This window comes from Leptospiraceae bacterium, from assembly GCA_024233835.1.
Classification (GTDB): domain Bacteria; phylum Spirochaetota; class Leptospiria; order Leptospirales; family Leptospiraceae; genus JACKPC01.
Window position 1 is genome coordinate 292,371 of record JACKPC010000004.1, and the last position, 25,428, is coordinate 317,798.

The window sequence follows — 25,428 nt, forward strand, 5'->3', positions numbered from 1 at the left end:
AATTATGGAACTTTAACTTTTCCGAGAATTTCCTTAATAATTCCTTCAGGCCGAATTCCTTCTGCATCTGCATAATAAGTCAGAATCACTCTGTGTCGTAATACATCATAAGCGATATCCTTAATATCTTCCGGAATAACATTTTTCCTGCCTTCCATGACAGCTTTGGCTCTAGCTACCATAGCTAAAGAAATAGAAGCCCTGGGTGAAGCTCCTATCTGGATAATGTTTTTCATATCGAGATTATACTTTTCCGGTTCTCTCGTAGCAAAAACAATGTCGGTAATATATTTTATGATTTTATCTTCAATAAAAACTTTTCTGGCTTCATCCTGTAAATGAAGTATATCTTCTGCTTTTAAGAGACAACGCATATCCGGAAGTTTGGTTTCCTGCATAACCATTTTTACGACCTGTTGCTCTTCTTCAGGACTGGGATAATGAACAATTAACTTCATCATGAAACGATCCAATTGAGCTTCCGGTAAAGGATAGGTTCCTTCCTGTTCAACCGGGTTCATGGTTGCAAAAACAAAAAAAGGTTTGGGAAGTTTATGGGTCTCATCTCCAATCGTTACCTGCTTCTCCTGCATGGTTTCTAATAGAGCAGACTGAACCTTTGCCGGTGCCCGGTTAATTTCATCTGCAATAATAAAATTTGCGAAAATGGGTCCGAGACTGGTTTCAAAACTTGCCGTATTCTGGTTGTAAATCCTCGTTCCGATAATATCAGCCGGTAATAAATCAGGGGTAAACTGTAATCTCTTAAAACTCACCTCACAAATATTGGCCAGAAGATTTACCGCTCTTGTTTTAGCAAGACCCGGCACTCCTTCAATCAGTAAATGCCCACCTGCAATAAGCCCGAGGAGAAGCCCGTCCACCAGCCTCTCCTGTCCTACAATTCCTTTTTTAATTTCCTGCTTTATACTTTTGATGATAGTTTCAGAACTTCCTGCCATTCAAGTCCTCCAGAATAATTTTACAATAATAGGCCTTTTTAGTATTTCAAGTTTTTTCTTTATTATGCAAAAAAAACCAGCTACAGAACCCTGAAAATTTCAATCGCAAAGAAATAATTCTTGAATATTTTTCTTATTATTCCATCTTGCTAACCATGTTTTATCAAACTTTTGCAAATAAAGCAGAACTTCTCCTAAATACCAAAGATATAAGAAATTGTCCCAGGGAAATCTTGCATTTTTTAGAAGAAATGGCTTATAGTGCGAAGAATAATTCCGAAAAAAACCTCGATTTCTTTCAGCAAATGCTTTTTTATCTGGAAAATGTTCAGGATATAATTTTATGGATAGATAAAAGAGGGCAAATTATTTATTCAAACTCCTCGGCAAATACCATTCTAGGTTACCACGCAGAGGAACTAAGGAAGCTTTTTATTTGGAATATTGAATCTAAACAGAGTCCTAAAAAATGGAGAAACCTTTTTTATGAATTGAGAGAAAAACAAGATCAAACAAAAGAGGTGTATTTTAAAACATGGGATGGCTCTTATCAACCGCTTGAACTCAGTATAGTCCTTTATCAGAATCATTCTGAAGAATACATTTTTTATTCAGCCAGGGATAATAGTCAGAGAAAAAAAATTGAAGAAGAACTCAGGCAATCTCTTACCCAACAAAAAATCATATTAGAAAATGTGGCTTTAGGAATATGTTTTATTCGAAATCGAAAAATAATCTGGATGAATCACAACTTTGAAGAAATATTAGGATATAATTTATTAGAATTAAATTCTCTTCTGATAAGCCATCCCGGAAAATCAGAAAGTCCCCTATCTGAAATAATCCTCGAAATGGAAAAAAAAGTTCGAGTAGAAAACTATTTTAATCGTGATGCCTATTTGCTCAAAAAAAATTCCTCCCGCATCTGGTGTAATATAACCGCTAAAGCGATTGATTCTCATGATTTGGGTGCAGGAATTATTTGGATAATAAAAGATATATCTCCAAGAAAGCGATACGAAGAAGAATTAGAAAGAGCAAAAATGGAAGCAGAAGATGCAAATCGGGCAAAAAGTTTATTCCTGGCCAATGTCAGTCATGAAATTCGAACTCCCATGAATTCCATTATTGGTTTTACCCAGCTTTTAGAAAGACAGGTTTTTGATGAAAAATCGGAACGGTATATATCCCTGATAAAGTCCAGTAGTCACACTTTATTGAATCTGATTAATAACATTCTTGAACTTTCCAGAATAGAATCAGGTAAATTAGATATTACTAAAAAACTAATAAATCTAAATAAATTACTTTTAGAAATTCAAAATCTTTACCAAAAACAAGCCAAAGAAAAAGGCCTTTCTTTTAGTATACAATACGATGACAAGCTACCCCAATATATTGTACTCGATAAAAATCGTCTTCGACAAATTTTAATTAACCTTCTAAGTAATGCAATTAAATTCACCCAGAATGGCTCCGTTCAACTCATAATTCACTTTGAAGAGGAAAATGTTGAGAAGCTAAAACTTCTTCAATTTCGGGTAGTTGATACAGGACCCGGAATTCCTGATGAGGAGTGTAAATATATATTTGATAGTTTCAATCATAGAAAAATATCGGGTTCGATAGGACTGGGCCTTGCAATTTGTAAAAAAATAGTTGAAAAAATGGGAGGCCAGATTTATCTCGAATCTATCGAGGGAAAAGGAAGCACGTTCATTATAGATCTTTTTGACATCCCCGTCCAATACGGAAACGTCAGAAATGATTCCGGAAACCCTCCTACAAATATAGAATTACTTTCGGAAACAACCAGAAACGATGCAGACAATATATCTGAGGACAAAAGGAAAAAGCTTATATCTATTTTAAACTCAGATATGTATGAGAAATGGAAGAGAATTAATAGAGGTTTACATTTTTCGGCTATAGAATCCTTTATAAGGGAACTATCCGAAATCTTACTTGAATATGACGTACCTATATTAAGAAACTATGTAACATCTTTTCAAAAAGCTTTTAAAGCTTATGACATTAAAGATTTATCCGGTTTGATTTCACAATATCCGGTAATAATTAAGAAATTAGCAGGTAAGGAAAGTAATTAAGAATAATGTCAAATACTAAAATACTGGTAATAGACGATAATCCAAAAAATGTGCAACTCCTCGTAGAAATACTACTTAAAAATGAATATGATATTATGGCTTGCATGAGTGGTGAAGAAGCATTAGAAGTGCTTCATGATTTCCAACCTGAACTTATCTTACTTGATATAATGATGCCCGAGCTGGATGGTTTTGAAGTATGTAAAATTCTAAAGAAGCAAGAGGATACAAAAGAAATCCCTATAATTTTCATTACAGCGAAAAATGAGATCGATGATATTATTGAGGGATTTAAACTCGGAGCAGTTGATTATATTACAAAACCTTTTAATACAGAAGAACTTCTTGTTAGAATACAAACCCAAATAAAAATTTTAAAACAGCAGGATAAAATTCAAAAAATAAGCCAGGAAAGGGAAAGTTTGCTTCAGATTCTTTCTCATGATCTGGTGAATCCACTGGGAACCGTTAGAAATTTTTTAGGTTTGTTAGAGACTGGAAAAATACAGTTTAATCCCAGAATCTTGAAGGCGATGTCAGATGCAATTAATAATGCCTACGATACAATTGAGCTGGTAAGACAACAAAGAGCTATTGCATCAGGGAAATTTAGTCTTAACTTAAAACCGGTTTACTTAAAAGATATGCTGACTAAATCTCTGAATCTTTTAAAAGAGCAAATTGATCATAAAAAACTGTATGTTAAAGTTGATGTAGAACCAAATTTACTCATTAAAGTAGATGAAACAAGTTTTGTAAATACGGTATTAAACAATCTCCTGACTAATGCAATAAAGTTTTCTTATGAAAGTGGAGATATAGAAATCAGAACCAGTAAAGGAAACAAACCCAATAAACTTTTACTGGAATTAAAAGATTATGGTATTGGAATTCCTCAAAAACTGCTTCAGGATATATTCGATCCAACAAAAAAAACTCACAGACCCGGGACCTGGCAAGAAAAAGGCACAGGTTTTGGAATGCCCCTGGTAAAAAATTTAATGGAGGCATACGGAGGAGAAGTACAGTTAGATTCCAGATCAATCGAAGAACATCCGGAATCACACGGTACCAGCGTTTTTCTTCATTTAGAAGTGGACTCGCTCTATAAGTAAGGTATAAGCTTATATTATTCTTTTATTTGTAGAACTTAATTCTTAATCAAATCGCTCTCGGCTGAATTTTCTAAATACAAGAATACTTAATATAGAAAGTAGTAAAATGGTGAGTAGAGTTAATTTACCTCTATCTCCAGAATCACTGAGATAAGCTAAGAGCTGGCTCTCTTTACCAGTCCTATTTTCCGGTCTATAGAAAAGCTCAGTCCTTGTTATTTTTATTTTTGAAGTATCTTCATTGCTCAAATCTTTATTGTCTTTTGACGACAAAACTCGAAAAACTAAATAGGTTTTCTGGAAATTATAAAATGTGTTTTGTGAACGGGATATAAATAGGTCTTCTGAGGTCATAGTCCAACCTTCAGCTTTGTATTCCAGGCCGGAAATCGGGTTAAAAGGCGGATTTATACTTCTCTGGTAGTATAATTCACATTCTCTACCCGGTATGTCATAAACTCCAAATGCTTGCTGGAGTATATATTTTGTATCGGAAACTGTCTTTTGGAATTCAAGATGAAAATTAGAGGATGATTTATGATTCCAGGAGAGTAATACCACATTACCCCACTCGCTGTCCTTAATTAGAGTCTCCTGTATAGAAAGATTTAACACCTCACCCGGATTTTTAGCCTGCAAGACTTTTACTTTCTGCAAATTATGGTCTTTGCATAAATCACGAGCTGCAAAAAAAAGATGAGCTGAAAAAATCTCATTCCCTTTGCAATCCTTAAAAGCAAAACGATAGGCTTCTTTTGGATCAGGAGAAATTTGAGGGATGAAAACATAATTTTTCTTCCCTGTTTCTTCGAGTAATAATGATTCTTTTAGTGGAATCTCTTTTCCATTTAGACTTTGCAATTCCGCATATCCATATAGTGCGTTTTTTTCCTCAACTTTTACTAGCTCAGGATACGACTGATGTAAATCAGAAGCAGAAATACTGATAAGCCCCTTTCTTACTTTTAATATAGGATGCTCACTTAAACCTTCCGGTCCTTTTTGCTCATCCCAAAAATTTGTATGTTTTTTTTTCTCTGTGGATTGGATTTTATTCTTACCGCAAACCAGAAACTCTTTAGCCGGTTTTGAAGCAATGATTGAATTATCATGAGAAATATCATATGTTAGATTCTGAATATACTTATAGGGATTTTTATGATTTTTTAAAAAAAATGGATTCTTTGATTTTTTTTCTACACTTTTCCCTTTATAAGGAGTATTATTTATAGTTGAAGGAGCCTTTCCGGAAAAAAAGAAGGAAAAAAAAGCTGCTTTATCTCTACAGGACTGCAAAGATAAAACCATAAAAAAAGTAGTTACAATTAGTACAATTATCCGAGCCATTTTCATCTCCCCTATTTCTTTCAAAAAAGATACATTTCGCTTACTATATAAGACGAAATCATATTCCCAAAAATACTTATGTATAGTATTTAGACTACAAAAAATTCTAAAAAAAAAGGGAGCATCTGATTCGATGTCCCCTTTTTTACAGGAAAACGGCTCTATTCTTTTATTAATAATTTTTCAAATTATAAAATTCCTTTCAAAACAGTCTTCGCGTCAGAACTTATATACTGAAATATTGAGAATTCTTCCGGCTTCTCTGTTGCTTCCATTGAATATTGCTTTCGAATTCCTTCTCTGAGACTGGAAAGAAATGCGTTCAAATCACTTTCCAGTTCTTTGTTTCTTAGAGAAGCCAACTCTTCCTGTAATAGGTATACTTTGTTTTGGTACAAACTATCTACAATTTCTTTCAAACGATTTATACGTGTATCTTTTTCTTTTCCTAATAATAAATAAGAACCTACACCCATTAAATCTACATAGAAATTTACAATCTGAGTAGCCATGATTTCATTCTTTAGAGGATGCTTAAATAGCATATTCCTGTATTTCTCACCGAGTTTTTTTGGAAAATAGGATAGAAACATTTCCGGATAATCTTCTGCTTTAAAAAGCTGATATTTTAGAGACTCTGAATATAAGTCCATCTTTACGTATCCAAAAAGTACACAAAGAGCGGGTCTTGGAATCGCATTTCCTTTTGCCTTCCATTCCTGCCACTCAGACTCAGAACCCGGGATTGTTTCATTTTGTGGATTTAGTATTTTTTTGGATATAAGATGATCAGCTGTATCTGTGAATAAACGCCATCCTTTTTTTATCGATTCATAAGAATCAACGTTTACGGAGAGACTTTGAGAGGCATTATGCAAAAGGACTTTTTTTACAACATCTGCTACAATATCTTTCATGATTTCATCTCTTTCATCTTCACCCCGGATAAGTCCCTCTTCAATAAGGAGATTAAAGAAAAGTTTTAAATTTACTTCGTGATCGGATAAATCAACACCACCCGAATTGTCCATAGCATCCGTAAAAATAAAGCCACCATTTCTATCAAACTCTATTCGGCCTTTCTGAGTCAGACCCAAATTACCTCCTTCTGTAATTACCTTTGCTCGAACTTCTTTTCCATTTATACGCAATTCATTGTTAGAAGGATCCCCTACTTCATTATTATCTTCTGTACTCGCTTTGATGTAGGTACCAATTCCTCCATTATATAACATATCTATCGGAGCTTTTAAAATTGCGCGAATTAATTCTGTCCCGGATAAGGAATCGGCTGTAATCCCCAGTGCTTCCTTAACTTCTGCTGAAATAGTAATAGCCTTTTCCGTTTTATCAAAAATCCCACCACCTTTCGATATCAGGTCTTTATTATAAAAGTCCCAACCGGAATCTTTTGAGAAGAAAAGTCGTTTTCTTTCTTCATAACTTTTATTGGAATCCGGATTTGGATCTAAAAATATATGCTTATGGTTAAAAGCTGCGATTAATTGAAAATGCTGACTTTCTAATAAACCATTGCCAAATACATCTCCTCCCATATCACCAATTCCTACCAATCGAATTGATTCTGTTCTGAAATCGACTTTGAGGTTTCGAAATAATCTATCTCCGGTAACGAGAGCACCCTTTGCTGTAATGCCAAGTTCCTTATGGGAATATCCTCTCGAACCACCTGAGGCGAAAGCATCTCCCAGCCAGAAGCCCCTTTCAATCGAAAGTGAATTTGCAGTATCTGAAAGTTGAGCTGTTCCTTTATCCGCAGCCACAACGAGATAGGGATCCGCATCATCATAAGCATAGGGTCCGGAAGTTTCTGCAAAGGGAATTAGCTCACCTTTTTTACGATTATCCGTAAGGGCTAAAAGGGAATTAATGTATTTCTTATAAGCTTCTACCATCGCTAGAGGAGTCTTGGAATATATATTTTCAGATAGAATAAAACCTCCTTTGGAACCCACAGGAACAATAAGAGCATTTTTTACCATCTGGGTTTTCATAAGAGAAAGAATTTCGGTTCGATAATCCAAATTTCTATCGGAAAAACGAAGACCTCCGCGGGCCACCGGACCTCCTCTTAAATGAATTCCCTGGAACTCAGAAGAATAAACAAATATTTCCCGATAAGGCCTCGGAGAAGGAAGATATGCGGGTATAGAACTATCTATTTTAAAAGCAATAGAACCTCTATCCAAACCTTTAACTCCTTTTTTATTACTGATAATCTCTTTACTTCCCAGACTAAAAAAATTAGTTCGAAGTATAGACAAAACAGAAGTACGAAATGCCGTTAGTGATTCATCTTCTTTGATGGTTTTGGTTTTATCTGCCAGTTCTTTCATTCGATTCACCTGAGGTATATTACCTTTTTCAAATTTATCACAAAAGTATTCCCAGGTAGACACACAAAATTCGGGATAGGTTAATAAAGCACTATTAAATACCGGGATATGAAAAGCCGGATTAGATTGTAAGCAATAATCTCGAATCGCCTTCAAAAAGAAAAGTCCATGAGCATCCAGATTTGTATGTAAAAGTAATGAGGAAAGTTTATCAGAAGGGAGAAGGCCTTTCATGGTAAAGGTAAAAGCAGTTTTTAGTCTTTGATACAAATCATTTCTGTCCTCCATCTCTTCGAGGAAAAACTCAGATTTTGCATATAGAACATTTTCATAATAAAACCGATATACCCTCTGTGAAATCGGAGAAAGTCCGAAATTCGCCAGGGCCTGAACCCACAGAGACAAAGAAAACTCCCGATCTCTTGTAATGGCTTCTATTATAGTAGCCTCATTTCTGGATACAACATTACAAATAAGCCTCTCATGCCCCATCTTTAGAAGAAGATCCAGATCATGTATGGCCATTTCCGGACTATGAGTCGCAGAATAATCTTTACGAAATAAAATACTTTCAGGGTATGGAATATCTTTGTATCTATCTTCCCATTTATATCGAAGGTTGTCGTCCCAGGTACGAAAACTAAATTCTATTCGAGAAGCTACTTCAAATAGTTGTTGCTTACCAATATTTTTTCCGCGTATAATATGATATCCTTCAATATGTCTATCTTTTAAAACATGATAAGCCTTGAAATTTTTTGGAGAAAGAAACTCTTCTACAATTTTATCGGTTCCTTCCCATACTTCCTCCGACCAATTTTTCTCAGGAATAAAGGATATAATCAGAGAAATATCCTCTGTTATTTGCATTCCGGTTACACCTAAATTTGTTTTGAGAGATTGATCCATAATCGCTGTATAGATAGGGTGATATGCATTAAAAGGAATTATAAACAGTAATTCGGTTGGAATAAAGTTAAACGTCATTCGAACGGTTCTTCCGAGGCCGGAAAATTCCTGAATTTTTTCTGTTACATATAATTTATCTAAATTAGCTTTTAAAATCGGTAAATCTTTTAAACCGGAGTAACGGGCTACCTCATTTAAAGAACCGCTCAGTAAAAGCCTATTTTTTCCAGTAATGAAAGCAAAATAAAATAATTCACCATCGGCTAAAAATGCAGTATCTTTACTTTCCAGGGCAAAAAAGCGTTCCTCATCAGACTCAGGAAGAGACAAAAACCAGTCTTTCGCACCGACCCAATCATCTACTTCACCATATAGTGTTTCTCTCGCCTCTATAAGCTGCAAACTTCCTTCCCACACATAACTCTTGTCTAAAAGCCATTCAATCAGAGGTGCATGTTTAGGCCAGAGTCCTGACCATTCGGCTCTTTTTACTTTAGAAAAGGTGTTAAAATCAGCGGTTAATTTTAGAATTCGATAATAAAACTGCTCTAAGTCCCGGATGGCTTTTTCTATAATCTCTCTTTGGACTTTATGTATTTCAATATAATACAATTCTTCCGTTTCGGATGGATGAAAATGCAGGCTACGATTAATAGATAAATCTTTACTATTCTTAATATACCTTCGAATCGTTGCAGTAAAAAAAGGAAGAGAATTGCAGGTAATTATTATACAATCCAATCTCAATCTTAGCAATTCATCATTTTCTCCTGGTATAAAATAAGAAACATGGATTCCTTTATTTTCAGGTTTTTCTTTATATTTACTTTTTAACTCATCAATTAAAAGAGTGATTTCTTTTTCTGAATAAAAGTCTTTATATAAATCCCCCAGAGACCTTAAGAAAGATTCTTTAAAAAAAGCTTCGTCTAATGCTGTCATTCCATAACTCCCAATAAGAAGGGTTTCGCTTTTTTTAAGATACGTCAAAGAAAAAATAGATTTTTCCGTATAGAAAAATCTTTTAAATTTAATCAAAAAATTTCCGAAAATGCTTGACGAAAAAATGAGCCGGCCTCAAAGAATCTCCTTAATATTTTCCTAATAAGGAGCTTTACACGAATGAAAAATGTTTTAAAAAGCCTGCTGATCCTTTTTACAGCCTTAACCTTCTCCTTTGGCCTTTTAGCTGATAAAAAAGCTGAGCCTGCCGACAAAAAAGCCGCTGCTGCCGCAGAAAAAAAAGCTAAGGCTGACGAAGCTAAGAAAAAAAGAGAAGAAGCTCAGAAGAAAAGAGACGAAGACAAGAAAAAAAGGGACGAAGAAAGAAAAGCTAAGGCTGAAGAACAAAAAAAGAAGCAAGCTGAAGCAAAAGCAAAAAGAGAAGCTGCTGCAAAATGTAACAAGGACTGCGGTCAGAAACTTAATGCTTGTAATAAAGAAACCGGTAAAATCGATAAAAAAGATACAAAAGCAAGAAAGGATGCCCACAATAAATGCCAGGCAGACCACAAATCTTGTAAAACCGCATGTAGTAAATAATGCTTAAGGCCTATTTGTAAAGCCTGCTAATTCAAGGGCGAGTTACCAAACCCGCCCTTGGTCTTCGACTTCTAAGAATCAAACATAATCCGGAAAGAGAGTTTTTATTTTCTCTACCTGTTCAGGGTTTCGCTTATCGGGAGCTGTAATAATAGCCCCTTTCATACTTCCCTTCAGGCTTTTATCTTCTCCCTTGCCCAGTAAGGGTAACATAGCTTTAATTAATTTTTTTGCATTTCCTGCATTTTGATTTAGATTGGCAATTACCATTTCCACGGTTACCGGTTTCTCGTGTTCCAACCAGGAATCATAATCCGTTGACATACAGACCATCTGATAGGCAATTTCTGCTTCACGAGCTAATTTAGCTTCCGGTAAGACAGACATATTAATAATGTCTCCTCCGAGCATCCTGTACATATTGGATTCGGCACGGGTGGAAAATAAAGGCCCTTCCATACAAATCAAAGTTTTATCTGTATGCATCTTCAGACCCTCTATCTTTGCAGAAGCTTCCCTGATTCGATTGGAAAGAACTGTGGAAAAAGGAATTCCAAAAGTTGCATGAGCTACCAGACCATTTCCAAAAAATGTAGATTCTCGAATTCCTTTTGTCCTATCAATAATCTGGGAAGGAAGCACAAAATCACAGGGAGCAATTTCCTGCCGTAAGCTACCTACTGAACTAAAAGCTACTATTTCCTCTACACCAAGGGCTTTTAAAGCAGCGATATTGGCAAGATTCGGAATTTCGGAAGGAGAAATGAAGTGCCCCCTGCCATGTCTGGGTAAAAAAGCTACCTTTCTTCCTTCATAGCGGGCAATCGAAATCACATCAGAAGGTTTTCCCCAGGCTGTATCCGGAAATACCTCTTCCAGTAATTCCATTCCCTCTACATTATAAAGACCGGTTCCACCAATGATCCCAATTTTAACATCAGAAGCTGACATCAGGCCTCCCACCTTTTTAACTCTTTTTCCAGATTCTCGGATATGCTCTGGAAGGCTTTTGCAATGACTCCCTGTTTATCCTTTTCGACCACAGGAATCCCTTCCTCACCCGCTTTCATTAAATCCATCGTTAAAGGAACCTGTCCCAGAAGCACTGATTGAAAGGTTTGAGATAACTTATCTCCTCCACCGGAGGAGAAAATCTGGCTGCCCTTTCCGCAATGCGGACAAATGAACTCGCTCATGTTCTCCACAACGCCAAGGATAGGAACTTTCACCTGCTGAAACATAGCCGCAGCCCTACTGGCATCCAGAATGGCAATATTTTGGGGAGTAGTTACAATAACCGCCCCGTCGAGGTTAATAAGTTGAGACAATGAAAGCTGAACATCTCCCGTTCCCGGAGGTAAGTCTACCAGGAGAAAATCCAGTTCTCCCCAGACGATATCATAAAGAAATTGTTCAATAGCTTTTCCCAGCATGGGGCCCCGCCAGACTACCGGTTGATCCTCATTCAAAAGAAAGGAAAAGGACATGATCTTAAGCTTGTTTTTTTCCAGAGGCCAGATTCTTTCTTCGTCCGCCTGTAAAGGAACCCTTCCCTGCACTCCGAACATTTTTCCCACAGAAGGTCCGTAGATATCTGCATCCAGGATACCGACCCGGTATCCTCGTTCTTTCAGTTGTGTGGCAAGGTTCACAGTAATCGTGGATTTTCCCACCCCACCCTTTCCGGAACCAATCGCAATAACCTTTTTTACACCGGGAATCCGGTTTTCATCTGCGGCCTCTAAAGAAGGGTCTACTTCAAATTTAATGATTAATTTTCCGGGAAATAAGCCTTTGAGTTGCTGACGAACCTGTGCTTCAAGTCCTATTTGTAGTTTTCTATCATTAACCGGTGTTTTTAAAAGAAGGGTTATTTTCCCTTCTTCCTGTTTAATTTCCCCTATCATCCCGAGACTCACTATGTCTCTTTTATTTTCCGGATGTTTGACTTTAGCTAATTCTTTACGAATAAATTCTTCCTGAACCACTTAAATTATTCCTTTTTGTAGGTCTTCTACCAGTTTATGGATACGAGCCACACCTTTATCAATGTCTCCCTGGGATAAAGCATAAGAAAGACGAATTCCATCATCATCTCCAAAAGCAGAACCCGGAACCACAGCTACTTCGTATTTTGATAAAAGATGGTCACAGAAAATTTTACTTTTAGAAGTTTCTTTTGTATTTTGTAAAAGCTTTTGGAATCCATCCAACTCATAAACCTTCTGAATATACGGAAACACATAAAACGCTCCCTGGGGAGTATTACAGTCCACACCGGGAATTGCGTTCAAAAGGCTCACAATGGATTTTCTGCGCTTATCAAAAGCCTGACGCATTTCTTCCACGCATTCCTGACTTCCATTTAGAGCTTCTTCTGCTGCATATTGAGCAATGGAAGTTGCGTTAGAAGTAGATTGACTCTGCATGGTGGAAATATTATTAATGATAGTTTCATTTCCGGCTCCGTAACCAATCCTCCAACCGGTCATAGAATAGGTTTTAGAAACTCCATTGGCTATAAAAGTTCTTTCCTTTAATTCAGCCGAAAGCATAGCCGGGTTGAAAAACTCAAAGCCATCGTAAATAATTTTTTCGTAGATATCATCTGTAAAAATTAGGATTTCCTTCTGAAGTAGAACTTCGCAAAGCTTTTCCTGCTGGGCCTTTGAATAGGCAGCCCCGGTTGGATTGGAAGGAGAATTAAACAAAAATACTTTTGTTCTGGGAGTAATAGCCTGCTTCAATTCTTCCGGAGTAATTAAAAAATTATTTTCTGCCTTTGTTTTCACAATAACAGGAACACCCTCGGCCAACTTCACTATATCTGCATAACTTACCCAGTAGGGAGCCGGGATAATCACCTCATCTCCCGGATTTAAAGTGGCCAGAAAAAAGTTATAAATAACCTGCTTTCCACCTACTCCTACTATAATATTATTTCTTCCATACTTAAGCTGGTTGTCTCTCTCGAACTTTCGGATAATGGCATCCTTGAGAGAAACCGTTCCGGCTACCGGAGTATATTTCGTTTTTCCGGCCTCCATAGCCCGAATGGCTGCCTTCTTAATATGTTCCGGAGTATCAAAATCGGGCTCTCCGGCTCCGAATCCGATTACATCCTTACCTTCCGCTTTTAAAGCATTGGCTTTGGCAGTAATTGCCAGTGTGGGGGAGGGTTCAATAACATCTAAACGTTTGGCTTGAAGAATCATGCTTTCTCCTATACTTTCGCTATTTCTTTTTCCTGAAGCTCTTCTTCGACCATTTCTCTAAACTGGTCGTAAGTGTAAATCGAATACTCATATCCCTGCTCGGTCAAGAAAAGCTGACGATTCTGGCCGAATCTCTCCTCGCTGGTATCACGAGAAATAAGGGAATAAAAAATCGCTGTATTATCATTCTGCTTGGGACGAAGCACTCGACCCAGCCTCTGGGCCTCTTCCTGCCTCGAACCAAAAGTTCCGGAAACCTGGATAGCAATATTAGCATCCGGAAGGTCAATCGAGAAATTGGCTACCTTACTCACGACCAGTGAGTTAATTTTACCGGTTCGAAAAGCATTATACAGTTCCTGCCTTTCACTGAGTGGTGTTTTTCCTGTAATTAGAGGAATTTTAAACTTTTTCGAAATCGTTTCTAACTGATCGATATACTGTCCGATGATAAGCAAATTGGAATTCGGATGTCGTCTGATTAAAAGATCAATAGCTTTGAGTTTTTCCTGATTTTCGGAAGCAATACGAAATTTTTCCCTATCATCAGAAACAGAGTATTTCAGGCGGAGATCATCTTCCATAGAAACCCGAATTTCAATACACCTTGCTTCGGCAATCCAGGACTTGGTTTCCAGCTCTTTCCAGGGAACATCGTATTTCTTGGGCCCTATCAGGCTGAATACATCCTCTTCGAGACCGTCTTCCCGAACCAGGGTTGCTGTGAGACCGAGACGACGTTTGGCCTGAAGCTCGGAAGTCATCCGAAAAACAGGTGCCGGAAGGAGATGAACCTCGTCATAGACAATGAGTCCCCAGTTATTAGCCGAGAAAATATGAAAGTGGGTAAAATCGTTTCCCTTTTTCTTTCTGTGGGTTAGAATGTTATAAGTTGCAATGGTAATGGGCTTAATCTCTTTTTTTTCACCGGAGTATTCACCAATATCTTCTTCCGGAATGTCGGTTTTATCGAGGATCTCATTTTTCCACTGACGGATAGAGAGGGTGTTTGTAACAAGAATCAGGGTTTCTGCCCCGATAATCTGCATCACTCCAATTCCTACGATTGTTTTTCCGGCACCGCAGGGAAGAACGACTACTCCTGAACCACCCTCGTTGGTGCCACCGGCATGGAATACTTCTACAGAAGCTCTCTGATAGTCCCTCATGCCAAATTTATTCCCACCTACGGTTTCCGGTCGCAGGTTGAAGGGGAATTTATTACCTTCATCATAGCCGGCAAGGTCTTCTACAGGAAAACCTATTTTTATCAGGGCCTGCTTAATGTGTCCCCTGTACTCTTTCTTTACATGAATCTTATCGGGTCCTATTCTTTCCTGTATATAGGGTTGAATGGAACGATGAGCCCCTATTTCCTGGATAAAACCTTTTTCATTAGAAATAATGGCCAGCTCGCCGGTTTCATCTTTCACCAGCTTTACCTTACCGTAGCGACTGATTTGCTCCTGAATTTCATTGATCACGTTTTTGGGAACGGAATAACGGGCATACTTATGAAGGGCTTCTACAATTTCTTCCGCAGACATGCGGGTAGAAGCAGCATTCCAGAGAGAAAGAGAAGAAATTCTATAGGTATGAAGGTATTCCGGACTCTTTTCGAGCTCGGCAAAACGGGATATCACATTACGACATTCTTCGAACTCCTGGTTATCCACTTCCAGAAGCATAGTTTTATCACTCTGTACGATTAAAGGTTTACTCATCTATACGGTTCTCCCCATTAAAAAAAGCAAGGATAGATTGCTAAACAATTTCGTATTGTCAAGTAGAAAACTACTTCCAGTTCGAGAGAAAACGAGTAAGGCTTATAAGAGCCTGTCCGAAAATGAAGCTACAGGCTCTTGCAGCTTGCTTTTCTTGAATAGATAAGCCTATTTTAAGACAGGCTGTAGGCGAATCTTTAATTTAAAGAAGAGGAGGCAGTGTCGGTAAGAATTCGAATTTTTCTGCTTCCCTCAATCACAATCTCTTTACCCTCAATAAAGATGGCGTTCTCCCTTTCTTTATAAAGATCCTGGAGTTGGGCTTCTAAATTACGGTAGATAGATACAATCTCCATGCAATCGGAGGTACCCAGGCCTTCTTCCAGCCTTTCCTTGTCTCTATAAAGCCCGATAAGCGTTTGTTCGAGGGCTTCTATTATCTTCTTTTCGTCCATTTTATTTCCAGTTCACAAAAATCCAGTTGCTAGAAGAAGGATTATCTCTATAAAGATGAATAATCACGGAGGTGGGTTTCATTTTGTAGGTAAAAGTATAGGGAAAAATGAGATCCAGATTTCTCTCCTGCACTCCATTGGAAAAACTTCCTTTAAAAATTCCATTATTGGTGCAGGGAGCGACTTCTGTGAAAAAATTCTTTCCTTCCGCTTCCTGGGGGGACACTTTGGCCTTCACTGACTCATAGCGATTATAGAGAAGAATTTGACCCTTATCATCCACTTTGACCACTCCGATATCGAGACGGTCAATTTCAGAACGGGGCATAACCACAATAGATTTCAGACGGTCCTCGTCTAAGAACCTCATGCCTGATTTTGCCCACATTTCTCCCTGTTTTTGGATTCGTTTTAGTAATTCAGAACTCATATCACTTCCTTATCCTTGTTTTATATAAACGGTTTTGGGTCCAAGAATCTGAATAGCTTTCGCCTGAACCACCCTGTATTCTTCTTTTTGTCTGTATAAATCGACCAGTTGTTCTTCCATATTTTTAATTAAAAGTAAAAGTTCTTCCGGTTCGGAAGTTCCGATCTCGGATTTTAAAAATTCTTTCTCCAAATCCAGAGCTTCGATCTGGACTTTTAGCTGTTCAATCATGTCCGGTGCTTCTTCCATTTTTCTATCCTAAAAACTAAAAAGAATCTAGATAATCTAAAATTTGGCAAGATTTTTATTTCCTTTTTGTATCGTGTGTATCCCGGTGAAATCTGCCACTTCACAGAGAAAAGAAAAGCAGAAAATGCTCGTTCCAGTAATCTTTTTCAAAGCGAACATGGCGAGGGCTGCATATAGTCAAAAAGACTATATGCCTTTGCAGGTACAAGCTATTTTTAATGAAAAAGCCTCCTCAGAGTTTCCATTAAAATTGATCCATAGATTGATTTGTGCCATACTTTGATACTTTAAGCATCCGGTATATTTGGTTCTACTAATCTTTTTAGTTTGTCTAATGATTCTTGCCAGCCTAAATAACACATTTCAGCAGGTATGACATCAGGTATGCCTTCTTGCAAAGCGAAAAGCTCTGTACCACAAATAACTTTTTTAAATTTGATAGTGGTAATCATCTGTCCTGGCATATTTGGGTCGTCAAATTGGTCTGTATATTTTAGTAATTCATTTTGTAGAATTTCTAAATATTGACCTTGAAAGGAATGACCGTTGCCTGTGGTAAAATTTATAAAAGACATTTTGTATGTGCCTCCAACTTTAAAGTCAAGACTATGTACTTTACAAACAAACCCATAAGGCGGAAACCAGGACGCCATTGCATCAGCATCTGTGAAGGCCTTAAATACTTTTTCTACCGGTGCCGCAAAAACTCTGTGAAGTGTAACGCTGTTATTTGACATATTTCTCCTCTTATGATTGCTAAATTTAAAAGTTCTTTTCTATACACTATGTTTTGACTTTACACACTGCAATTCTCGTATAACACCCCGAGTGCAAGTGATTTGCATATTAGCCCATTTTGTGTATTAGTGTTTAGATATTAGGGATTAGTAAGGAACGGTCGCGACCGTTCCATGTCAGACCTTTCCCCTGTGAACTTGTTTTCCTTTTGGAAAGCCAGCTTTTCAAGAAAAGTCACTAATTCCAAACCTCTAATTTCTAATCCCCAAACGCTTTCCGAAAAAACCTCTCCAAATAAGCTTCCGGGAGTTCTGTAATACGGGATATGAATTTTAACTCAGCTCCTTCTTTCTTCAAATTTATCGCAGTCCTGAGGGCTTTTTTATGCTCGGCTCGTTTTTCACGAATACTCGCAAGGCGTTGTGTCTTCTCTATCTCTTCCTGGGCCAGAAGGCGTTCTTGTTCTCTGCCTTTTTCTATTCCTTTCTCTATTCCTGCTTCAAAACCGCTCTTCCTCCCCTCTTTATACGCATAGTCTTTCATAGCCTCATAATCACGAGCGGCTTTCAGGCGCATTTCATAGTAATTCCGGGTCTTGTTGTCCAGAGAAATATCCTGAAGAGCTTCAACAGCCTCTCGAATTACAGGGTTTTTGATTTTTAAATCGCTCATCTCTCTTTCCTTTAGCTGTCCCGCTTCTCGTAAAAGGTATACCCAGTTTTCCAGTTCTGTCTCAAGGGTTTCAAGATTCCCTTTAAACCTGGGTAGTTCTATTATATGAATTTCAAGATCCTTCGTCAAGTGTATTTCAGGACTGTCTTTTTCCAGTAGCCGGAAACTGGAGTGGAAATTTCTGGTTTGTTTCATTTGAAAGTTTAAAAACGAGATGGAATACACGGGCTTTAAATCACCGTATTCTTCCCCTTTATCTATCTGCGTCGTGTAAAGCCTGGCCCAGTAGTAAAGGATTCTTTTCCCATAAAAGCTCTGGGAACTGGTTTGCATTTCTACATTGAAATGTTCTTTTTTTTCATTTACCGCGTGTATATCCAGTATGGAAATTTTTTCATCATGAAAATCTCCCGGGATTTCCGGGTTCAAAATCTTTATCTCTTTAATCTTTTCTTCTTTTTCAAAGCCTAAGACTGCATTGAGTAAGTTCATCAATAATTTGGGGTTTTTTATGCAGAATATCTTAAATACTATGTCCACATGCAAAGGCAAAAGCCCCGCTGATTTTTCTGATTCTTCCTGTTTCATTTTATGATCTCCTACTATAAAGGGTTTGAAAATGCACAGAAGGAACAAAAATTTTCTATAGAAGGAAAACTAAAACTGGACTTTTGGGATAATTTTTGGAACTTTTTTTCAATCCTCCTATTCTACATTCATTCTTCTTTCACTCACCATTCACGTTCAGAACAGGGTACGGAACATTGCTTTCTACGACCTCTTCTTTCGGAAAAGGTGAAACAAAGGTGAATGAGGAGGTGAATGCAAAGGTGAATCCAAACCTCAATCCAAAGGTGAAAGATGACTGAGAGGAGAATAATAACAGTTTTGGAGCAAATCTTCTGTTAGTTTTTGCCTGTGGCCGAAAGATTACCGATTGACTCACAATAAATACCGAAATAACCTGTTTACTTATGGATTTTCCCCTATCCGATAGAATCAAAGGTTTAGATACATCTCCCATTCGTAAGGCTTTCGAAGCCGCCAACAAGCTCACCGATCCGATAAATTTATCCATCGGTCAGCCCCATTTTGCCTGTCCGCCGAACATTATTGAGGCCCTGACCAAAGCAGCCAGGGACGGTAAAACGGCCTATACCCTGACAGGTGGAATCCCGGAATTAAAAGAAGCCATGATAGAGAAGTATGAGAAAGTCAATGGCATTCACTATGCAAAACCGGAACGGGTTTTAATTACTTCAGGGGTAAGCTCGGCTTTCATCCTGCTTTTCAATGCACTCATAAACCCCGGCGATGAATGTCTGGTTGTTTCTCCGTATTTTCTCATGTATCCATCCATGCTTAAATTTAATGGAGCGAGGATCCATACTATATCGGAAAAATTTGGAGAAGAAGAAATTAAACCTCTTTTGAATAAGAAATTTAAAATTATTATATTCTCCACCCCCTCAAACCCAACCGGCTATATCTTAAAACGAAAACAACTCGAATTGCTGGCGGATTTAGCAGAGAAAACAGGGGCCTACCTTGTTTCGGATGAAATTTATGAACTTTTCGACTACGACAAAACCTTTTTGTCTCCGGGTTCGTTTTATGAGAAAACCATAACTCTTTCCGGTTTTTCTAAAACATATAGTATGACAGGCTTACGCCTCGCTTCTATACTCGCACCGGCTCCCGTCTGCCAGGCACTTACCACCCTGCAACAATATACCCTGGTCTGTGCTCCTTCGATTACGCAGTATGCCGGGATAGAAGCACTCAAGACAGATATGTCGGAATATATCAGCGACTATAAAACAAAAAGAGACTATGTATACTCCGAGTTAAAAGATGTTTTTGAATTAGAGAAAAGTGCAGGTGCTTTTTACTTCTTCATCAAGATAAAGGGTGATGATAGAGAGTTCGTACAAAAAGCTATAGAAGAAAAGAAACTTATCCTCGTTCCCGGCTTTATCTTCAACAATTCACATAGCTATATCCGCATCAGTTTTGCCTCTACCCGGGAGAATCTGGAAAAAGGAATGAAAGCCCTAAAAGAACTGGCCACTTAATGCCCGAAACCCTTAGAGAGTTTAATTTCTATTTTTTTGGTTTTTTAATTTCTCTCTCCCTCGGAAGCTTTTATGTTACCCTGGCAGAGAGAATCCTCCAAATTTTTTATTCCCCGGAAAGAAAACGCTATTCCAACACTCAAAAATGGAAAGAACTCTTAACAAAACCCAGCTCCTGTAATCACTGCGGGAAGCGAATCCCTATCAACTCTCTCGTTCCTGTTTTCGGCTATTTTTATTCCTTGAAGCAATGTCGCTATTGTCATTACCAAATCCCTTTTCATTATCCGCTCACAGAACTCGGCTTCGGCCTCTTCTTTCTTCTTACATTTTACTTATCCAGAAGTTTTTTCTTCGGACTCAGTTGCACCCTTCTATTAGGACATCTGTATATTAGCATGTACACCGATTGGAAAAAATTTTCTTTGGATTATGAAAACCTTCCCTTTATTTTCCTTTTCGGAACAATAGCAAATTATTTTTTTGGAGAGGAACCCTTTGGCCTTCTTAGAGTCTATGTTTTTGCCGGATTTCTTATATTCTTTCTTGCCCTGTATCTTTTGTATCCAAAAGGAATCGGACTGGGCGATGTTATCTTTGCCCCCGTCTTCGCCTATCTCGCCGGACATCCCTGGTGGATGCTTTTTCTGAATGCTTCCTATATCACTGCCCTCCTTGTCTCATTTGTTCTCAGGGACAAAACAAAAGTCTTTCGAAAAACAGCTATCCCTATGGGCTTTTATTTCTCCCTTGCCCTTATCCTCGTATACATAGCCAAATCAGCTTACTCTTACAATCTCCTTCCCACGTTGCTTTTACCATAAAATACCTATCCTTCCCCATGCTTTAGCGTGGGGAAGGGGAAATGGGGAAGGAAAAAGAAGCTTATGTTTTAGGTACCGTTTTAGAAATTTCTTCTATCTGTTGAAGTTCCTTTTTCCATACTTCCAAATCTTTTTTAGCCAGTTCTGCCTGATCTCCCAACAACTTATTAAAACTCATAGCATATTCTACCAATTCAATGCGTGACTTCAGTTCTTTTTGCTTGTAAGAAAAAAAAGCTCTTTGCTCTTCCGGCTTGAATGCTTTTGCTCCGGGATCCTTCGCCAATTCTCCGGGTTTTGCATTTCGAGCCATTAATTCAGAAAGGGAAGCACCGGTAAAAACCGAGAGAAATGTATCATTTTCTTTTCGGGCTTGCTTTTTTTCCTCTTCCGTACTCGGAGCTTTAAAACTCGAAGGAATGTAAATATTGTCCGGATATTTTGCTGAAAACTCGGTCCATTCTTTTTTTACCCGTTCTTTCTTTTCTTTCCAATTGATCTGAATAGCTAAATGTGGCCAAAGATTTTTCACCTGACTTTCCAATCTTGGCTCTTCCTGCTCAGGCTTAGGTGCATCGGTATAGATGCTGGAATAAAAATCATCCCCGGAGTCCGAAGGTAACTTTGGAAGCTTATCCTCTTTTGGGTTGCTTTTCTTAACCGTCTTTATCGAACCATCCGGAATAAAAAAGAAAGCAGCTAATCCTAAAATAACCAATACTGCTAAAGTAATTATAAGTCCTTGTTTATTCTTCATATAATTTCTCCTCTATTTAAGCGAATATACTAATAACCCAGGATAAGAATTGTCCCATCCAGCCATCACTTAAGAAACTCTTCAAATCTACAGGATTCTGGTTCAGGGTATCATAGTACCAGGCTGTATATTCAGATACTTCTGCTATGTTCACACCATATTTGGTATTAATTACTTTTATTAACTCATTGGCCATAACAGAATGTCCGTACATATTGGGATGAACTCCATCCAGACCGAAAACTCCCGGTTTATTTTGCAAAGGCCAATGAGTAGTTGCTGAACCCGGAGAGTAACCGGATGGACTGCTAATAGGTCTTCCATTTTCCTGTATATCATCAAAAATCAAAGCAAAGTCAGCTACAGCAAGACCCATAGCAGCGGCTTTTGTTTTAATCTCAGAATTCAACATATCTGAGAATTCTTTAATTTTCTTAACTTCTGTATCATCCAATACCTGAGAAGGATCGGAAACGGAACTTCTAAAGAAAGCTTTTAAACCACTGTATTCCGGTCTATTTTGAGGGTCCTTATATTTTTCCAAAAATGCAATTGAAGTTACATAAGGAATTGTAAAGATAACTCCTCCCTTAACGGTTCCTATCGCAGAAATACGTCTCATAGCCTCATTGAAATCGGTTTTAAAGCGAGCTTCATCGAGACAGGAAAGATTTGTATGTAGAGCCGTGCACAGGACATGATTGGCAGCTACTGAAGCAAAAATAAAACTTGGCTTCACTTTCTCCATAATTTCTATCTGAGTTCCTGCATCACGAAGACCCAGACTGTGAAACTTATCGGGTTCCTGACAATCGGCGACTTCAACCCAGCGGTAGGTATACCAATACCAGGTTTTCCAATACCATTCTTTTTCCCATTTTTTTGCCCGCGTGTCTTCACAGGCTCCGCTGGTATAAAGTGCATTTGTATAATCCGCACCGGTGATGCCTGCATGAGTAGGTAAAGCAACTGTCCCATCATTTCCACCAATAACTCCGGAAGCTGTACAAAAAACACCACAGTTACCTTTTAGTACATCCTCAAAATTTAAATAGGGTCCTTTTAACTTGTTATAAGATACATTGGAACCCGCCTGCTTGCTAACGAGAACCGGGTAAGCCCAGTTTTGTGTTTTTTGTTCAACCGTTGCCCCATAAAACCCCTGACTTAAAGAATCACCGATAACTGCCGGTCTGGCAAATAACTCGTTAAGCGGGATGGACTGGGCATAAAGACCGGTACCGATAAATGCACTAAACAACATCAGTATGGAAGCGAATAACTTCTGGTTCATAAGAAACTCCTTAAATTCAATGAAATCCTGAGACTTCTCATGACCAGTTTAGAAAGGTTCTATTTTTCTTTACAAGAAAATTTTATAAGCCCTTATTTTTTCTGAGAAGCAGGCGAGTCACCGGTGCCTCGCCCAGGAGTAAAAACTCTCGGCTTTTTACAAAAGCCCGGAAACAAAAACGCTGTATAGCAGGTAGGCAAGAGTAGCTCCCAGAATAATCAAAAGCTTTCGAACCAAATTAGCCGAAATTCCACCTTCCACTTTATCTTCACTGAAAGAATGTAGAAAAAACATAAGATTTATGATGAAGGTTATGTAAACCATATAAACATGAAGTTTTATAGTATCAAAAATTTTGGTTTGAAATAAGTAAACAAATCCAATTATAACAGAGGGAGAAAAGAAAAATATAGCTTTCGTGAGTATTTCTTTTCCTTTAAATATTCTGGCTGCTGTTTTTTTTCCAATAATTTGTTCCAGTTCTACCTGTAGCTTTTCGATTTGCACCGGATTGATGAGAGAAAAATTTCCCTCCGGTGTTAAAAGCAACAAACGAGGATAACCCCGAAAGGAATCTCTCTGCAAACCACTGACCCCTTTCAGATCAATTTCAGTACATATATTATTAATTGTATATTGTCTGAGAACCTTTCCTTCTATTTCTATATAAGTATTTTTCAATATTCGCAACTGGTTTGTATATTTCTTAAATAAAAAAAAGCTTATAATTCCAATTACGCAGGCACTGATAAAAAAGAACTTTTGCGTGGACTCCGGTTCTATACGAGTGTATGCCCAGGTTAAAATGGAAGCATAAAGAATAAAAGTAAGGGAGGAGCTGAAAAGGATTCGTTTTCGAAAGGATTGAATGTCTAAATTATATCGAGTTTTATTTGTTTTTTTCAATAGTCTAATCTTCTAAAAAAGCCGGTTCTCACCGGCTCTTATATTTCTATTTTAAATTATTTTTTGTCTGCGTCTTTTTTGCCTCTGGGGCCTTTTCTGTCGCCACCATCTTTTTTAACGGGAGCTTTTTTATCTCCACCTCTATTTCCTCTTGGACCTTTTCTATCTCCGCCTCTTGGACCTTTTTTGTCATCATCTTTTCTCACTCTCGGTCCACCGCCTTTGCCACGGCAATGTGCTTTTACATTGATATCTTTTCCATTTTTGCCTTTTCTCTTAGAAGCACCAACCCAATTGCAAGCGTTATCCGCTTTACATTTAGACTCATCCAGACCTCTACAGTCACCTTTAGCAGAAACCGGAGAAACAAAAAGAGTTGCAGCAAATAGAGCAGCAACAGAAGAAGAAAGTAGTTTTTTAACCATCATGAACTCCAAAATTGAAGAACTCTAAGTTGTACCTTAGTAGTTCTATTTATCGAATGAAGCTAAAACAGAGTTTTTCGATAAAGTCAATAATTTTTTTTAGCATTTATATGAATTTTTTATTTTATTTTATGATTCGATTTAAAACTTTTTTCATTTAACTATTGACACAGGTGGAATATTTATCACTTTCAATATTAAATATTTTATACGATAGGAAACAGGTTTTATGAATCATAGGCAAATATTTTTGCATTTCTTCCCCATTTTTCTTTTTCTCTCAGCTTGCTCTACCTACATTAAAATACCGGTCGTAGAAACCATGCCTCCTAATTACATGAAAGTAATGAGAGGTCAGAGAAATATTGCTGTGTATCACCAGAGCACATTCCCTCCTGTTGGTGGAGGTAGATACGGGAACTGGTCCAAGACTCTTACTGATTCAGTAGAAAATACTCTCCAGGAATTCAAGTTCTATAAACTTGTAGATGTTAAAAACAGAGAAGATAGGCTGAAAGAAGTCGCCCTGAGTCAGACAGGAATAACAGGTGATATTAAAGATCTGGGCAGACAACTGGCCATAGACGGACTTCTTTACCTCGAAACCCCTGCTCCACCGGTAAGTCAATGTGATGTAAGAGTTTCCACGCATAATAAAAGTATCTGCGTAAGTTATAATAAAGAAGGTAAATGTCTCAGATACAAGCAAATTACGGAAACCAAATATACCGGCTATCGTACTACAACAGTGAATATTAAAGGTCGCTTAATCAATGTAGAAACAGGAGATTCATTGACCTATGCTTATAATCAACCCAATGTAGTCAGCAGCCATTTAGGGAATCCCTCCTGTGTCTCCGAGCAAGAAGGTTTTTCCCAGGCGGTGAGAGTGGCGGCTTTTTCCATTGCCAGTAATATCTCTCCCAAAATGGGAGCCCTTGAAGTGGCTCTTTATGACGATCCGGTAGGAGTAGCCGATGAAAATAAAGACCAGGTAAAAGCCCTTTTAAAAGCCGGTATCAAATGGGCCGACACAGAACCCCCGGATTATGAAGAAGCCTATAAAAATTGGAAAAAAGCCCTGACGATTTCCGGCGACTCAAGCCCCAGTGCTTATTGGAACCTTGCCATTTACCAGTGGTATAAGGGAGACTTAATGGAAGCCGAACAAAACTTTAATGAATCCAAATCTACCGGTGGACCTGATTGGTTAAATTCCAAGAGAATGGAAATCATGGCCAGATTTAAAATTGAAAAAGAAAGAATCCTGATGGGAGAAAAGAAGTAAAACTTCTTTTTACAGCCCTGTGATTCACAGTAAAAA

The 25,428-nt window shown here is 37.8% G+C and carries 21 protein-coding genes and 1 pseudogene; 6 read left to right on the forward strand and 16 right to left on the reverse strand.

Annotation, left to right across the window (positions count from 1 at the left end; translation table 11 throughout):
- Nucleotides 1-2 precede the first annotated feature (2 nt).
- Nucleotides 3-962: an AAA family ATPase gene (locus H7A25_19335; GenBank protein MCP5502062.1), complete on the reverse strand. Its 960-nt coding sequence runs from the start codon at nt 960-962 to the stop codon at nt 3-5.
- 155 nt (nt 963-1,117) lie between these two features.
- On the opposite strand from H7A25_19335, the gene H7A25_19340 reads away from it, so the two are divergent.
- Together H7A25_19340 and H7A25_19345 are read left to right on the forward strand one after the other, a co-directional pair.
- Nucleotides 1,118-3,070 carry a PAS domain S-box protein gene (locus H7A25_19340; protein ID MCP5502063.1) on the forward strand — a complete coding sequence of 651 codons (1,953 nt, stop codon included), beginning with the start codon at nt 1,118-1,120 and terminating at the stop codon, nt 3,068-3,070.
- A gap of 5 nt (nt 3,071-3,075) precedes the next feature.
- On the forward strand, nt 3,076-4,185 hold the full coding sequence (locus tag H7A25_19345; protein ID MCP5502064.1) for a hybrid sensor histidine kinase/response regulator: 1,110 nt from the start codon (nt 3,076-3,078) through the stop codon (nt 4,183-4,185).
- Nucleotides 4,186-4,227: 42 nt separating this feature from the next.
- Here the strand turns inward: H7A25_19345 and H7A25_19350 are convergent, their stop codons facing one another.
- Both H7A25_19350 and H7A25_19355 read right to left on the reverse strand, forming a co-directional pair.
- Nucleotides 4,228-5,532, reverse strand: coding sequence for a hypothetical protein (locus H7A25_19350; protein MCP5502065.1), 1,305 nt, complete (start codon nt 5,530-5,532; stop codon nt 4,228-4,230).
- A 188-nt stretch (nt 5,533-5,720) separates the two neighbouring features.
- Nucleotides 5,721-9,740, reverse strand: coding sequence for an NAD-glutamate dehydrogenase (locus H7A25_19355; protein ID MCP5502066.1), 4,020 nt, complete (start codon nt 9,738-9,740; stop codon nt 5,721-5,723).
- Between the two features lie 180 nt (nt 9,741-9,920).
- On the opposite strand from H7A25_19355, the gene H7A25_19360 reads away from it, so the two are divergent.
- Nucleotides 9,921-10,340, forward strand: coding sequence for a hypothetical protein (locus tag H7A25_19360; protein ID MCP5502067.1), 420 nt, complete (start codon nt 9,921-9,923; stop codon nt 10,338-10,340).
- Between the two features lie 78 nt (nt 10,341-10,418).
- Here the strand turns inward: H7A25_19360 and mtnP are convergent, their stop codons facing one another.
- From mtnP to H7A25_19405, 9 genes and pseudogenes are all read right to left on the reverse strand, one after another.
- On the reverse strand, nt 10,419-11,291 hold the full coding sequence (gene mtnP / locus H7A25_19365) for an S-methyl-5'-thioadenosine phosphorylase (protein ID MCP5502068.1): 873 nt from the start codon (nt 11,289-11,291) through the stop codon (nt 10,419-10,421).
- Nucleotides 11,291-12,310, reverse strand: a pseudogene (locus H7A25_19370) (Mrp/NBP35 family ATP-binding protein). The gene mtnP and the pseudogene H7A25_19370 overlap by 1 nt, the downstream one beginning before the upstream one ends.
- Before the next feature lie 18 nt (nt 12,311-12,328).
- Entirely contained in the window at nt 12,329-13,555 is a 1,227-nt protein-coding gene (locus H7A25_19375) for a pyridoxal phosphate-dependent aminotransferase (protein MCP5502069.1), read from the reverse strand.
- 8 nt (nt 13,556-13,563) lie between these two features.
- On the reverse strand, nt 13,564-15,279 hold the full coding sequence (locus H7A25_19380) for a DEAD/DEAH box helicase (protein ID MCP5502070.1): 1,716 nt from the start codon (nt 15,277-15,279) through the stop codon (nt 13,564-13,566).
- 197 nt (nt 15,280-15,476) lie between these two features.
- On the reverse strand, nt 15,477-15,734 hold the full coding sequence (locus tag H7A25_19385; GenBank protein ID MCP5502071.1) for a hypothetical protein: 258 nt from the start codon (nt 15,732-15,734) through the stop codon (nt 15,477-15,479).
- Between the two features lies 1 nt (nt 15,735).
- Nucleotides 15,736-16,104: a photoactive yellow protein gene (locus H7A25_19390; GenBank protein MCP5502072.1), complete on the reverse strand. Its 369-nt coding sequence runs from the start codon at nt 16,102-16,104 to the stop codon at nt 15,736-15,738.
- A gap of 69 nt (nt 16,105-16,173) precedes the next feature.
- Complete coding sequence (locus H7A25_19395; protein ID MCP5502073.1) at nt 16,174-16,413, reverse strand: hypothetical protein; 240 nt, start codon at nt 16,411-16,413, stop codon at nt 16,174-16,176.
- 287 nt (nt 16,414-16,700) lie between these two features.
- Entirely contained in the window at nt 16,701-17,150 is a 450-nt protein-coding gene (locus tag H7A25_19400) for an SRPBCC family protein (GenBank protein ID MCP5502074.1), read from the reverse strand.
- A 259-nt stretch (nt 17,151-17,409) separates the two neighbouring features.
- Nucleotides 17,410-18,411 (reverse strand): Rpn family recombination-promoting nuclease/putative transposase, encoded by a 1,002-nt coding sequence (locus H7A25_19405; protein MCP5502075.1) that lies wholly within the window; start codon nt 18,409-18,411, stop codon nt 17,410-17,412.
- A gap of 386 nt (nt 18,412-18,797) precedes the next feature.
- Here H7A25_19405 and H7A25_19410 point away from each other — a divergent pair, with 386 nt between their 5' ends.
- Entirely contained in the window at nt 18,798-19,898 is a 1,101-nt protein-coding gene (locus H7A25_19410; protein ID MCP5502076.1) for an aminotransferase class I/II-fold pyridoxal phosphate-dependent enzyme, read from the forward strand.
- Nucleotides 19,898-20,722 (forward strand): prepilin peptidase, encoded by an 825-nt coding sequence (locus H7A25_19415; protein ID MCP5502077.1) that lies wholly within the window; start codon nt 19,898-19,900, stop codon nt 20,720-20,722. Before H7A25_19410 ends, H7A25_19415 begins: the two co-directional genes overlap by 1 nt.
- Nucleotides 20,723-20,783: 61 nt before the next feature.
- On the opposite strand, the gene H7A25_19420 is transcribed toward H7A25_19415, so the two are convergent.
- The 4 genes from H7A25_19420 to H7A25_19435 all read right to left on the reverse strand — a co-directional run bounded on the left by H7A25_19420 (nt 20,784) and on the right by H7A25_19435 (nt 24,104).
- Nucleotides 20,784-21,479: a hypothetical protein gene (locus H7A25_19420; GenBank protein MCP5502078.1), complete on the reverse strand. Its 696-nt coding sequence runs from the start codon at nt 21,477-21,479 to the stop codon at nt 20,784-20,786.
- 16 nt (nt 21,480-21,495) lie between these two features.
- The gene (locus H7A25_19425) at nt 21,496-22,773 is read right to left on the reverse strand and encodes a hypothetical protein (GenBank protein ID MCP5502079.1); all 1,278 of its coding nucleotides are present in this window, start codon (nt 22,771-22,773) and stop codon (nt 21,496-21,498) included.
- Between the two features lie 156 nt (nt 22,774-22,929).
- A complete protein-coding gene (locus H7A25_19430) occupies nt 22,930-23,679 on the reverse strand; it encodes a hypothetical protein (GenBank protein MCP5502080.1) in 750 nt (249 codons plus the stop codon).
- A gap of 56 nt (nt 23,680-23,735) precedes the next feature.
- A complete protein-coding gene (locus H7A25_19435) occupies nt 23,736-24,104 on the reverse strand; it encodes a hypothetical protein (GenBank protein MCP5502081.1) in 369 nt (122 codons plus the stop codon).
- 229 nt (nt 24,105-24,333) lie between these two features.
- On the opposite strand from H7A25_19435, the gene H7A25_19440 reads away from it, so the two are divergent.
- Complete coding sequence (locus H7A25_19440) at nt 24,334-25,392, forward strand: hypothetical protein (GenBank protein MCP5502082.1); 1,059 nt, start codon at nt 24,334-24,336, stop codon at nt 25,390-25,392.
- Nucleotides 25,393-25,428: the final 36 nt, after the last annotated feature.

Excerpts from the sequence above, each read along its gene's own strand:
- H7A25_19375 (MCP5502069.1), bottom strand. The coding sequence starts at position 13,555 with ATGATTCTTCAAGCCAAACGTTTAGATGTTATTGAACCCTCCCCCACA.
- H7A25_19410 (MCP5502076.1), top strand. The coding sequence starts at position 18,798 with ATGGATTTTCCCCTATCCGATAGAATCAAAGGTTTAGATACATCTCCC.
- H7A25_19395 (MCP5502073.1), bottom strand. The coding sequence starts at position 16,413 with ATGGAAGAAGCACCGGACATGATTGAACAGCTAAAAGTCCAGATCGAA.
- H7A25_19350 (MCP5502065.1), bottom strand. The coding sequence starts at position 5,532 with ATGGCTCGGATAATTGTACTAATTGTAACTACTTTTTTTATGGTTTTA.
- H7A25_19405 (MCP5502075.1), bottom strand. The coding sequence starts at position 18,411 with ATGAAACAGGAAGAATCAGAAAAATCAGCGGGGCTTTTGCCTTTGCAT.
- mtnP (MCP5502068.1), bottom strand. The coding sequence starts at position 11,291 with ATGTCAGCTTCTGATGTTAAAATTGGGATCATTGGTGGAACCGGTCTT.
- H7A25_19440 (MCP5502082.1), top strand. The coding sequence starts at position 24,334 with ATGAATCATAGGCAAATATTTTTGCATTTCTTCCCCATTTTTCTTTTT.
- H7A25_19360 (MCP5502067.1), top strand. The coding sequence starts at position 9,921 with ATGAAAAATGTTTTAAAAAGCCTGCTGATCCTTTTTACAGCCTTAACC.
- H7A25_19420 (MCP5502078.1), bottom strand. The coding sequence starts at position 21,479 with ATGAAGAATAAACAAGGACTTATAATTACTTTAGCAGTATTGGTTATT.
- H7A25_19335 (MCP5502062.1), bottom strand. The coding sequence starts at position 962 with ATGGCAGGAAGTTCTGAAACTATCATCAAAAGTATAAAGCAGGAAATT.
- H7A25_19435 (MCP5502081.1), bottom strand. The coding sequence starts at position 24,104 with ATGGTTAAAAAACTACTTTCTTCTTCTGTTGCTGCTCTATTTGCTGCA.
- H7A25_19390 (MCP5502072.1), bottom strand. The coding sequence starts at position 16,104 with ATGAGGTTCTTAGACGAGGACCGTCTGAAATCTATTGTGGTTATGCCC.
- H7A25_19415 (MCP5502077.1), top strand. The coding sequence starts at position 19,898 with ATGCCCGAAACCCTTAGAGAGTTTAATTTCTATTTTTTTGGTTTTTTA.
- H7A25_19400 (MCP5502074.1), bottom strand. The coding sequence starts at position 17,150 with ATGTCAAATAACAGCGTTACACTTCACAGAGTTTTTGCGGCACCGGTA.
- H7A25_19380 (MCP5502070.1), bottom strand. The coding sequence starts at position 15,279 with ATGAGTAAACCTTTAATCGTACAGAGTGATAAAACTATGCTTCTGGAA.
- H7A25_19340 (MCP5502063.1), top strand. The coding sequence starts at position 1,118 with ATGTTTTATCAAACTTTTGCAAATAAAGCAGAACTTCTCCTAAATACC.
- H7A25_19355 (MCP5502066.1), bottom strand. The coding sequence starts at position 9,740 with ATGACAGCATTAGACGAAGCTTTTTTTAAAGAATCTTTCTTAAGGTCT.
- H7A25_19345 (MCP5502064.1), top strand. The coding sequence starts at position 3,076 with ATGTCAAATACTAAAATACTGGTAATAGACGATAATCCAAAAAATGTG.
- H7A25_19385 (MCP5502071.1), bottom strand. The coding sequence starts at position 15,734 with ATGGACGAAAAGAAGATAATAGAAGCCCTCGAACAAACGCTTATCGGG.
- H7A25_19425 (MCP5502079.1), bottom strand. The coding sequence starts at position 22,773 with ATGAACCAGAAGTTATTCGCTTCCATACTGATGTTGTTTAGTGCATTT.